This is a genomic window from Corallococcus sp. AS-1-6 (assembly GCF_020037015.1).
Taxonomy (GTDB): Bacteria; Myxococcota; Myxococcia; order Myxococcales; family Myxococcaceae; genus Corallococcus.
This window is the reverse complement of the sequence record NZ_JAIQDE010000001.1, coordinates 425,790-437,000: the sequence shown is the minus strand read 5'-3', so window position 1 is coordinate 437,000 and position 11,211 is coordinate 425,790. Positions and strand designations below refer to the sequence as shown.

10 protein-coding genes are annotated in these 11,211 nt (G+C 71.0%); 4 read left to right on the top strand and 6 right to left on the bottom strand.

The genetic code is table 11. The features are described 5' to 3' along the window. Positions 1-98: 98 nt before the first annotated feature. On the bottom strand, positions 99-1,394 hold the full coding sequence (locus K8612_RS01800) for a GYF domain-containing protein (RefSeq protein ID WP_223761050.1): 1,296 nt from the start codon (positions 1,392-1,394) through the stop codon (positions 99-101). Positions 1,395-1,534: 140 nt separating this feature from the next. Between K8612_RS01800 and K8612_RS01795 the strand changes: the two genes are divergently transcribed. Beyond that, positions 1,535-1,828, top strand: a complete 294-nt coding sequence (locus K8612_RS01795) for a TIGR02300 family protein (protein ID WP_223739942.1) — start codon at positions 1,535-1,537, stop codon at positions 1,826-1,828. Positions 1,829-1,988: 160 nt separating this feature from the next. Here the strand turns inward: K8612_RS01795 and K8612_RS01790 are convergent, their stop codons facing one another. Then, positions 1,989-2,174, bottom strand: coding sequence for a hypothetical protein (locus K8612_RS01790; protein ID WP_223739943.1), 186 nt, complete (start codon positions 2,172-2,174; stop codon positions 1,989-1,991). A 161-nt stretch (positions 2,175-2,335) separates the two neighbouring features. Next, entirely contained in the window at positions 2,336-3,136 is an 801-nt protein-coding gene (locus K8612_RS01785) for a carboxypeptidase regulatory-like domain-containing protein (protein WP_223761049.1), read from the bottom strand. A gap of 159 nt (positions 3,137-3,295) precedes the next feature. Between K8612_RS01785 and K8612_RS01780 the strand changes: the two genes are divergently transcribed. From K8612_RS01780 to K8612_RS01770, 3 genes are all read left to right on the top strand, one after another. After that, positions 3,296-4,030 carry a zinc ribbon domain-containing protein gene (locus tag K8612_RS01780; protein WP_223739945.1) on the top strand — a complete coding sequence of 245 codons (735 nt, stop codon included), beginning with the start codon at positions 3,296-3,298 and terminating at the stop codon, positions 4,028-4,030. A 31-nt stretch (positions 4,031-4,061) separates the two neighbouring features. Beyond that, the gene (locus K8612_RS01775; RefSeq protein ID WP_223761048.1) at positions 4,062-4,700 is read left to right on the top strand and encodes a ribonuclease HI family protein; all 639 of its coding nucleotides are present in this window, start codon (positions 4,062-4,064) and stop codon (positions 4,698-4,700) included. 359 nt (positions 4,701-5,059) lie between these two features. Further along, a complete protein-coding gene (locus tag K8612_RS01770) occupies positions 5,060-5,518 on the top strand; it encodes a hypothetical protein (protein ID WP_223761047.1) in 459 nt (152 codons plus the stop codon). Positions 5,519-5,624: 106 nt separating this feature from the next. Here K8612_RS01770 and K8612_RS01765 read toward each other — a convergent pair whose 3' ends face one another. Genes K8612_RS01765 through K8612_RS01755 form a run of 3 tightly spaced genes read right to left on the bottom strand, consistent with a single transcriptional unit; the run spans position 5,625 to position 11,208 of the window. Further along, positions 5,625-7,409 (bottom strand): hypothetical protein, encoded by a 1,785-nt coding sequence (locus K8612_RS01765; RefSeq protein ID WP_223761046.1) that lies wholly within the window; start codon positions 7,407-7,409, stop codon positions 5,625-5,627. After that, positions 7,406-9,739 (bottom strand): DnaJ domain-containing protein, encoded by a 2,334-nt coding sequence (locus K8612_RS01760; protein WP_223761045.1) that lies wholly within the window; start codon positions 9,737-9,739, stop codon positions 7,406-7,408. The genes K8612_RS01765 and K8612_RS01760 overlap by 4 nt, the downstream gene beginning before the upstream one ends. Further along, on the bottom strand, positions 9,688-11,208 hold the full coding sequence (locus K8612_RS01755; protein ID WP_223761044.1) for a S16 family serine protease: 1,521 nt from the start codon (positions 11,206-11,208) through the stop codon (positions 9,688-9,690). The genes K8612_RS01760 and K8612_RS01755 overlap by 52 nt, the downstream gene beginning before the upstream one ends. Between the last annotated feature and the right edge of the window lie 3 nt (positions 11,209-11,211).

The window sequence follows — 11,211 nt, the reverse complement described above, 5'->3', positions numbered from 1 at the left end:
GTCCTGCTCGACGTGCCGGATTTCCCGGCCGGAACAGGACGTGGCGGGAGGGCCTGCCCGCCGCGTCGCGCGGAAAGCAGGCCCGCCTCACAGGATGGCTACGGCGCGGAACCTTCCGCCGGAGCCGTGGCCTCGCCACCCGCCGCGGCACCCTGCGGAGGCGTCGCGGGTTCAGCGGCCGCCGGAGGCGTCGCCGGTTTGGCGGCGCCCCCCGGCGCGGGAGTGGCCTGACGCGGGGCCGGAGCGGGCGCGGACGCCTTGCCGGTCACCTTGTTGACCATGTCCGCGAGGGCGGGAGGCAGCATGCCCGCCGCCGACAGGCCGAACAGCGCCACCGCCGGCAGGACGATGAGCAGCAGTAGCACCAGCGCCACCACCTTCAGCGGGCTGCCACGGCGGGCCGGCACCACCGGACGCTTGCGCGCGGCCTTCGAGTCCTGCGCCTCGCGCGCGTCCTCTTCCTCCTCGTCGTTGCGAGGGTCCTCGCGCGTCTCATCCTGGCCGGGGTCCTCCTCGTCCGAGCCGTCGCCCCGGTTGCCGGGCAGGTCCAGGTCGGAGAACAGCTCGTTGAGGGGCGCGCCGCTCGCCGCGGGGGACTCGTCCGCGGGCGCAGCCACCGCGCGGCGCGGGGCGGGCGTGGGCACCGGGGCGGGCGCGGCGCGCTTGTCGCCGTAGAGCGTGCCCTCGTCCTCGTCGCCGTCGCGCTCGAAGCCGCCGTCGTTGTTGTCGTCCTCGGACGGGGCGGGCTCGTTCTCCGCGTAGAAGGGCTGCTGGGGCTCCGGCTCCCGGCGGGCGGGGGCGCGCGCGGGCGGCGCGACGACCGCGGGCGGCGGCTCCGGGGGCGGAGGCGGCGGCTCCGGCGGCACGGCGGGCGCGAGCAGCGCGGCCAGCTCCGGGATGTCCGAACCGCGCTTCCAGTCCGGCATGCCCTGGCGCCAGAAGAAGCTGCGCGCGCTGATGGTGCCCGCGGCCATCCACTCGGCCACGGCCGACTCGTCCAGCGGGCCCTCCTGCTTGTTGCGCACCATCACGAACCACGGAGCCCCGGCCGTCTGGCGGGGAGGCGCGGTGCGCGTGGGCTCATCGTCCCAGGGGGTCTGGGGAGCCGACGCAGGAGGTCTGGCCAGGGGCGCAGGAGCTGCCGCGGCGGCCACCGGTGCCGGAGCGGGGGCAGGCGCGGGCGCGGCGGCGGCGCCTCCCGCCAGCGAACGCTCCTGGGCCCGGATGCGCTCCACGTCGGCGAGCGACACCACGCGGGTGCTCTCCTCCTCGGCGGGCCCTTCCACGGTGATGACGTTCTGGCAGTTCTTGCAGCGGACCTTGACCGTCTTGCCGCGGACCTTCTCGTCCGCAATGGAGTACCGCTTCTGGCAATTGTCGCAGGTGAAGTTCAAAGGGGGCGTCCGGCTCTCGGGGGAAACCGGCGGGGATGCTACCGCCAGAAATCTCCCGCGCAAACACACGGTTGACTCTCTTCTTCGGCCCAACTATTCAGCCGCCCTCTGTTTCACTCCAGGCTCTACGAGGGTGGCGCATGCCGGCGAAGGATCTCGGGACCAAGCACACGTGCTTCAAGTGCGGGACGAAGTTCTACGACATGAAGAAGCCGGACCCCATCTGCCCCAAGTGCGGGGCGGATCAGCGGGAGAACGTGGTCGCCAAGCCCGCCGAGGGCCGGCGTGGTCGCCTGGCCGCCGCGCCCAAGGTCATCGAGCCCGAGCCCGAGGAGACGCCCGCGGCCGAGGAGGACGAGGAGAACCTCGACTCCTTCGGTGACGACGAGGACGCCGAGGCCGGCGCCGAGCCCGCCGAAGACGACGACCTGTAGGGTCGCGCTCAGAGGTTCGCATCATCCGGGGTCCCCCGAGCGGTTCGGGCGGGCCCCGTTGCCGTTTGCGCGCCCCGAGGCAGTCACCGGGCCCGACAACGGCGCCCCCGGAAGACGGGGGCCCCTCCCCAGGGGCCACACCGCTCCGGGACGTCACCGCTCAGGTACCGTTCAGCCGCTCGTGCGACGACATCAGCGACAGCTCCGTGAGCGCGCTCTGGATCTTCTCGTAGAGGTTGGGCCCCATCTCCTGCATGCCCGCCGGCCGGGCGCCCTTGCGGCGAGCCCCCACGGGCAGGCGCTCCGCCTCGGCGGACACCGTGGCTTGCTTCCTGGTCTGATGCATGACGACTCCCCCTCGGGCGGAAGTGTTGGCTTCCGACAAAGCAATTTTGCCACCAAGACAGAAGTCTGAACAAGGGGCGTGCTTCCCGGCACTTGGACGGAACCCCTGGCCGATGACTTCGTTGCGCCGGGACCGGACGCGACAACCGTGTCAGGGGCGCCCTATTTCCCCGAGCCGGCCTGACGCAGTGCTTCCACGCCCCAGGTCTGATCGACCTGGACGGTCTCCCCGGCGCGGACGGTGACGGTCCGGGACGCCTCGGGCAGCCGCTCATGCCAGAAGACGAGCGTGTGGGACCCCTCCGGGACGCGCATCCGGAAGCGCCCGTCCGGGGTGGTGGTGGTGAAGTACGGGTGGTTGAAGGTGCGGACCACCGCGCGCATCCAGGGGTGCACGTCGCAGCGGACCTGGACGGTGCCGGGCTCGGCGGGCAGGGGGCGGCGCAGGGTCATCCCCTCCAGGGGCATGGCCACGTTGAAGACGGAGCGGTTCGTCCCCGCCTGGGCGCGCACGTTGTGCACCAGCGGGTCGGAGTTGCGCAGCAGCAGCTCGCCGCCGGCCTTCGCCGCGAGCGCGGGCGGTTCGTAGTGGCACTGCTTCTGGTCCAGCACGGGCTGCGGCGCGGGCATCTCCGGCTCGGCGAGCCCGGCGCCGTCCTGGAGCGAGACGACGGCGTGGGCCAGGGCGCCCTCCCCCCCCACCACGAGCGAGCGGTCCTCCGCCTGGTCGCCGCACACGCTGGCGACGGTGGCGGAGGTCGGCGCGCTGGAGGCCTGGGGAGGGGTCCCGGTCAGCACCACCCGCCCCTCGATTTCGCCCCACTTCACCGGCCCGGTGGGGCGCGGCGCGGCGGCGGCGGGGGGCGCGACAGAGGGGGCCGGCGGGGGCGGGGCTTCGCGGCAGGCCGTGGCGGCGAGGAGGAGCGCGGGGGCCAGGAGGGGGCGGAGTCGGAGGCTGGACACGTGCCCCGTCTAACGGGTGCGTGAAGCGGATTCAAACGCTCCAGAGGCAGGTGGGGAACACGGGATGGAGGCGTCCCCAATTACGCGTTGGAACCCCAGCACCCTTGTTGGTACAAGAGCCGAGCCGCGCGTCGGTGCGGCCGTGTGGGAGGCAGCAACTTGCGGGAGAAACTGAAGGCCTTGGCGGAGCTGCAGAAGGTGGACCTCGAGGTCGCCTCGCTCCGAAAGGCGGCGGACGTGCATCCCCGCCAGATTTCCGAGCTGGAGCGGGAGCTGGGGGTCGCGCGCAATGGCATCGAGGCCGAGCGGACACGCGTCGCCGACCTTGAGAAGCAGAAGGCCCTGCTCGAGCAGAACATCACGGACGAGAAGGACAAGGTGAAGAAGTGGGAAGCGCGCCTGTCCGACCAGCGCTCCACGCGTGAGTACTCGGCGCTCGCTCGCGAAATCGACATCGCGAAGAAGGGCATCCTCACCCAGTCCGAAGCGCTGACTGAGAAGGTGAAGGAGCTGGGTCAGGCGCGCGAGGCCATCAAGGGCAAGGAGGCGGACTACGCCACCAAGCAGCAGGGCCTGTCGGGCCGGATGACGGAGCTGCGCGGGAAGCTGGGCGAGTCCGAGTCCCAGGTGAAGGAGCTGGAGGGGCGCCGCGCGGAAGTCGCCGCGAACGTGGATGCCACCCTGCTTCGCCGCTATGAGGTCATCCGCAAGAAGAAGCTGCCCGCGATGGTGGGCGTGGTGGCGGGCACCTGCCAGGGCTGCAACATGAACCTGCCCCCGCAGATGTACAACATGCTGCGGACCTCGCTGGGCACGGACGTGTGCCCCTCGTGCAACCGCATCATCTTCGCCGTCGAAGCGCTGCAGGAGCCGAAGGAAGCCGCCGAGAAGTAGCGGCGGCGCGTCACCTTTCGGTCCCCTCCCCATGCCGACCCCTTCGCTCGTCGACGTCCTCCGTCACATCGCCCGTGAGGAGCCGCTGACGGCGACGGTGCGCGCCTTTCGCGGGCTCACCCGCGAGCACCTGGGCCAGTTGCTGGACGAAGCCGCCGAGCAGTTGGGCGGCGGTCCACGCGAGGCCGGGGCTGCCGCTTCAGAGCCCGCGCCCGAGTCCACGACGCCCGGCATCGAGGTCGTGACGCCCGCGGCGGGAGGGACGCTGAACCGCGTGCGCGTCTATTCGGACGGCGCGGCGCGAGGCAACCCGGGCCCCGCCGGCGCGGGAGCGGTGCTGATGAACGCCGAGGGCGCGGTGGTGGCGCGCCTGGGCAAGTTCCTGGGGCACCAGACGAACAACTACGCCGAGTACATGGGCCTGCTCATCGGCCTGCAGCACGCGAAGAGCCTGGGCGCCCGCGAGGTGGAGGTCTTCGCGGACAGCGAGCTGCTCATCCGTCAGTTGGGTGGGAAGTACCAGGTGAAGAGCCCCACGCTGAAGCCCCTGTTCCAGGAGGCGCAGAAGCTGCTGGCCACCTTCGGCAAGGTGAGGCTCGCCCACGTCCCCCGCGCGCAGAACGCGGAGGCGGACGAGATGAGCAACCGCGCCATCGACGAGCGCATGTAGCCCGGAGCGCGGGCGTCACTCCTCGTCACGGTGATAGAGGCACGAACGAGAAGAACCGCGCATCACAACGGATTCCACGGCATCGCTGAGCCGTAATTCGCCGCGTGATGGATCATTCGGCAGACTTGGCAGGAACTGCCACACGGGTTGCCGAAGCCTTTTGACCCAGTTAGTATTTCGGCGGGGTTCGTTACCGACCCTTCGATGCTCTTCTTCGCCCGCACCGTGGGAGAGGAGAAGCGGGCCAGTGTGGCCTGCGCGGTGACAGCAGTTAGTGGTGCAGAATGAAGTCAACCGTGTCCGATCGTGACCGGTTGAGCGTGCGGGGTTCAGCCGGTCGAGACCGAAAGGAAACGGCCATGGCCTCATTGAATACGCGAGCACGTCGTCTGCAGAGGAATACTCAGCGGACTTTTCAGCAGTGCATCACTCTCCTCCGTCGCAACGCTGGACAGCTCTCTCGCCTCTCGACACAGACGGGCTGGTCCATCGAAGAGTGCGACGACTTCCTGGAGAAGTACGGCTGGACGGACGTCGTTGATCCTGATCTCGATCTCCAACCCTCGTTACATGCGAGGTACATCGAGGTGGCCCGGTGCGACTGCGGCATGCCGATGCTCTACGCGACCGATAAGAAGGGAATGCTCCTCACCTACAACGAACGCCCTCCGACCTACTGCCATCGATGCAGGGGCGGGCTCGATGAAGAGGAGCTGTTCCCCTGCGGGAAGTGCGGTTCGGGTCGAGTGATGCACGAAGACTCGTGGTGTGAGGAGTGCGAGGACGACCTGGACTACATGATGAACAAGGACGACTAGCCGTCCAAGTCGATCGCTGGGCGCGCGCAAACTTGGCGCGCGCCCAGCACATGTAGCCCCAAAAAGTTCAAGCACTCAACGCTTCGACGAGCGGATGCAGCCCGCATCAGGGCATCGTGTCCCCCGCCACGGTATGGGACGGCTTGGGGTGGTCCCAGTTCTGGAGCGCGATGCTCACCGCGCCGGGCAACAGCGCCTCCTTCTTCACGAGCGCATAGGCCGCCTTGGAGTCCTGGCCCCGGGCATCCAACTGGCGCGCGAGCACCAGGTGCAGCGCGGCGCGCTCGCCCCAGTCCAACGTCGTGATGGCGTCCACCGGCAGCTTGCCGCTCAGCACGTCCTGCAGCTCGCCGTAGCCCAGGTCCGCGTTGGAGACGTCCAGCAGCTTCACCGCGAGCGCTGCGTCCCCCAGCCTCTCGAACTCCGCCGCCAACAGGATGCCCGTCTCCGTGTCGAGCTGGCGGAAGCCGAGGAAGTCCACGCTGGCGGCGGCCCTCGCCGCGAACTCGGGCTCCTCGGCGAGCGCCATCAACACCCGCGCCGCGCCCGCGAGCCCATGCTCCGGAGGCACCGCGCGCAGCTTCTCCGCGTCCACCTGCTGCCCGAGCGAAGCCTCGAGCCACACAGCCACGACTCCCTCCGGCCGCTCCTTCTGGGCGCTCTCGACGAGCTGCCGCATCACCTCGTTCGCGGAACCTTCCTGTGACGCGTGCCCCACCACCCTCGCGTAGAGCCGCACGTCCTCCAGGTCCAGCCGGTCCTCCTTGTCCTGGGATTGCAGCAGCAGATGCTCCGACAGCTTGCGCGCCGCCTCCTTGCGGCGGCCCAGGGCCACCAGCGTCTCCGCATGCGTGCTCAGGTAGCGCGCGTAGTCGGGGTCCTCCTGCTCCATCGCCTCCAGCAACGGGAGCGCCTCCGCCCAACGCTGCTGACGCGTGTGGCGCACCGCCAGCGCCCGACGGAGGAGCAGCTCCCCAGCATGTTCGCGCATCAGCGCCTTCAGCCGCTCCGTCCCCGAGGGCTCCGGCTCCAGGCGCGCGAGCAGGATGCCCAGGAGCAACGAGCCGGGCTCGCGCTCCACCGCGGCCTGGTAATGGGCCCGGACATCGTCGATGCGGTCGGCCCTGCGCATGTCGTGCATCCACAGCCGCTGCACGTCCATGTCCTCGGGATGCGCGTCGCGTTGGGCTCGCGCGGCGGCGAGCGACGCGAGGAGCCCCTCCTCTCGCGCGGCCAGGAGCTTCGCGGCGTTGGCCGCGTACTCCACCTCCGGAGTCTCCGGCAGGGCCTTCCAGAGCCCCTCCGCCAGGCGGGCCGCATCGGCCGTGCGGTGGAGGGCCATCAGCCAGCCGTAGCTCGACTTCCATCCCCCTTTCGCTCGCCCCAGATGGGTGCGCAGGGTGGACCTGCCGTCCTCCTTGCGCATGGTGATGCGCTCTGGCGGCTCGGTGAGCATGTAATCGATACGCCCCACGTGCCGGAAGGACGTGCCCGCCAGCACCTGGGGCGTGGCGTCCGACTGCTTGGAGTTCTGGTTCACCGAGTAGGTGACCGTCGTCGTATAGAGCGGCGCGGCGCCCAGCACGTTGTAGACGAAGAGGCCTTCCTCGCCCGTCACGAACACCGTCTCCTGCGCCAGCCGGCCCTGCTTCCCCTGGATGTCCACCTCCAACGGGCCAATGGGCAACTGCCACCTGTGGTGAGCGTTCGGCGCGAGCGTGAAGTGCGCGGGGCCCGCGGTGACCGTGACCGGCACGTCCAACCCGTTGACGAAGACCACCTTCGCATCGGTATTGAGAGTCCGGGTCGAGGCCGCGATGCCGAGCGCGCAGACACCGATGCCGCCCAGCAACAACCAGCCCCGGAGAGGAGAAGTCGAAGGTGCACTCACGGCCGGGCCTCCTGCACGAGCGTCGAAGCGGTCAGCAACAGCGGACGGCGATTTCCCGCGCCGGGCAGGTGCCAGCGGTCCACCCACGCGCGGAAGAGGACCTCCAGGGCACGCGGATCCGCCGCGTCGGCCACCAACTCCAGCGGCGGAGCCGGCGCATCCGCTCCGAGCCCTTCCTGGGCCACCGACCAGACCCGCTGCGACGACGCGCCTCCCGCTCCGGGCCTCAGCGCCTCCCGCACGCGCAGGGTGAGCACCGGCGGTCCGTTCACCGGCAGCCCCCGCCCCTGGTCCACGACGAGGACGCCCTGCCCCAGCGCTTCATCCACCGTCCGTTGCCAGGCGCTCACGAGCAGGTCCGAAGGGTCCTCCCGAGCCGACGTCCGCGTCCCGGCCGGCGCCTCCCACTCCACGTTGACGCGGCGGCTGTGCTTGCGTTGGACGGCGTCCAGCAGGCTTCCGAAGAACTCGCGGGATGGCGCCGCGGCGCTGCCCGGCTCCAACCGCTCCACTAGCCGCGCGCGCGCCTTGTCCAGCTCCGCGTCCACCCGGGCCTGGATCCGCGGGGTGAAGCGGGAGTCAGACTGCTCGCGCAGGTACTTGAGCATGGAGCTCAGGTCCCCCTGGGACGCGACGCGCGTCCAGGCGTGCGCCGAGGCGGTCTGCCGCTGCGGCCACACGGCACCGGCCACCAGCAACACGCCCACCCCCGCGGCGGCGAACACGCCGGGCCAGGCGGAGCGGGCGTTCTCCGCTCGCACGCGGCCCTTCGTGTCCGCGCGCGCCAGCAGCGCCGGAGGCAGGTGCTCCACCCCGCTCTCCGCGTCCAGCATGCCCCGGCCCAGCAACTCCAGGACGCGGCGGCGCCGGGCAATCAGCTCCTGGGCCAGCGCCTCCGCCTTCTCACGGCCGTGCACCGGCAGGGTCATGCGCTTGTCGTTGAAGCGCAGCTCGATGGCCGTGAACTGGTAGGCGCCGTTGACGTGGCGGTTCACCAACTGCAGGTCCTGCAGGTGCACGAGCGGCCACACGGTGATGCGGTCGATGGCCACCTGGATGAGGTGCAGGGGATGGATGGTGTTGAAGCGCCCATAGGGGCTCGCCATCACCCGCAGGAGCCTGCGCGCCAGGGCCCAGGTGACGCCGGAGAAGACGGCCGCGAAGACCGCGCACCAGACCCAATCCCAGACATCGCGCTCGGAGATGCCGAAGGAGATGAAGGCCAGGAGGAAGGCCGTGGCGGCGGCGGCGCCCAACGTGAGGATGGCCGGCATCACCCAGGTCATCACGGCGCGCCAGCCGTCGGTCCGCTCGGCCTCCGCGTGCAGCCATTCGCGGGTGACGGGCGGCAGGGCGTCCACGTCCAGGATGACGCGCGTGGGATACGCGACCTCCGTGGCGCTCTCCGGGTTGAACCGCCGGCCGAACGCGAGCAACTGGTTCGCGCCCTTGGACTTCTGCTGGGCGAAGAGGTGCGCGGCGGCCGAGGAGAGCTGCCCTCCGGTCCACCGGCGCAGCTCGGGGTCGGCGTCCTCCGGCAGCTCGGCGTCCAGCCGCTCCAGCTCCTTCGCGGCGTCGGCGTCCTGGCCGAACTCCAGCATCGTCGCGATGCGCCGCACCTTGAGGGCGAGCACGTCCATCCGCGAGATGCCGGGCAGCGACTGCGCCTGCTCGAGCACCTTGAGCGAGTCCGCCACCTGCCCCATCGCCTCCAGGCAGTCCGCCAGCGCCACCCGAGGGCCCACTTCCGATGGACCGTGCTTGCCCGCGCGCCAGAAGGCATCCGCGGCTTCCTTCATCTGCTCCAGCCGGAGCAGCGCCCAGCCCCGTTGCAGGTGCCCCTGCCAGTGGTCCGGTGCCCGCGCGAGCAGGGCGTCGAACTCCGCCAGCGCCTCCTTGGCGTCACCCTCGTAGAGGAAGTGGCGGCCCAGCAGGATGCGCGCGTCGTGGAAGTCCGGCTGCTCGTTGAGCAGCTCGGTGAGGAGCCTCCGGCCGCCGGCCTTGTCGCCGGCCTCGAACAGGCTGATGGCTTCCTGGAGCGCGGCGTTCTTCGCCGCCTCCGGGCCGTCCGCCTGTTGCGCGGCGCTGGCGTCGAAGGCCTGGCGTGCCTCGGGGTCGGAGAGCAGCTCGTACGCTTCGCGCAGGCGCCGGAACTCCTCCGGATGCGTCTCCGGCGGGTTCTGCCGGACGCGCTCGAAGTACGCCTTCTTTATGGCGCGCGCATCCGCGTCCTTCTCGACGCCCAGCACCTCGTAGGGGTTCTGGCGGGGCTCGTTGTTCACCTTCGCTCCAGTCCTGGCGTGTTCGCGGTCGCGTTCACGAGCCGCCACGCCTCATCCAAGCTGTCCACCGCGATCAATCGCAGGCGTCCGGACACTTCGGGCGGCAGCGCCGCCACGTCGTCCAGGTTGCGGCGCGGGTGCAGCACCACGCGCATGCCTTCGAGGTACGCGGCCACCAACTTCTCGTGCACGCCGCCCACCCGTCGCACTTCACCGTTCAGCGTCAGTTCGCCCGTCACGGCCAGCCGCGCGGGCAGCGGGCGCTGCGTGTACGCGGAGAGGCCCGCCAGCGAGAGCGCGAGCCCGGAGGACAGGCCGTCCTTGCCGACCTCCGTGTCCGTGTAGTGCAGGTGCAGGTCGTAACGGGTCGTGAGCGTCCCCAGGCTCAGCGCGGGAGCGCGCGCACGCACCACGCTGAAGGCCACGTCCGCGGCCTCCTGACCTTCGGGCCCCACGCGGCCACTGCACCGCAGCACGCCGCGCCCGGGGACCGCCACCGCCTCCAGCGGCGAGACATGCCCGCCCCCGGGATGCCAGCCGAGCACGCCCACGCGCCCGACCGCGGGCAGGTCACGCGCCAGCAGACGGCGGCGTTCGGCGACTTCGGCGTCGCGGCCCGCCGCCGCCAGGGACTCTCCATTCGCACCCGCTCGGGCGTAGAGCGCTTGTGCCGCGTCCAGCGCACCCGCTTCGAGCCGCAGGTCCCCCAGGCGCAGCGCCGCGGCCCCCGGTGCCCCCGCCATGTCGAGCACGGCGCGACGGGCCTCTTCGACCTGGGCGGCGGGCCGTCCCTCCAGCCACAGCAACTCCGCGCGGAGCAGGGCCGCGGCGGCGCTGGCCCGGGTCGCCGCGGGTGCGATGACGAGCTGCCGCTTCACCTCCGCGAACGCGCCCCGGGAGAGCGCTTCAACGGCCGCGTCGAGCTTCGCCTCGGAGAGCGCGGCACGCGCCGTGGGCAGCTTGAGCGCCTGCGAGGCCTGCTCCAGGGGAGGCGCGTCCAGCATGGCGGTGCTGGCCGGAAGTCCGAGCGCCGTTCGCGCCCCGAGCACCGACTCCGCGAGGCGGGGATCCTCCGGTGCAAGGAGACGGGCCCGCCTGAGCGCGGGCATGGCTTCGGTAGGCCGGTTCGTGCGCTCGCACAGACGGATGACGGCGCGCCAGGCCTCCAGCTCACCGGGCGCGGCTTCGGTGGCCTCGAACGCATGCACGAGCGCGTCGTCCGGCCGTTCCTCCTCCAGGAAGGTGACCAACTCCACGCGCAGGGATGCATCGCGAGGCGCTTCGCGAACGGCCGCCTCCAGCAGCGTCCTCGCCTCCGTCCGTTTACCGTCGCGCGCCAGGGCTCCACACAGGAGGCGGCGCGCGGGCCCACCTCCGCCCAGGTCCAATGCCTTGCGTGCGTGCTCCGCGGACCCGCGAAAGTCACGCTCCTGGAACAGCGCTTCGGCCAATGCCAGCCGCGCCGAGGGTTCGGCCGGACGCAGCACCACCGCGCGCTTGAGCTCAGTCAGGAGCACGCG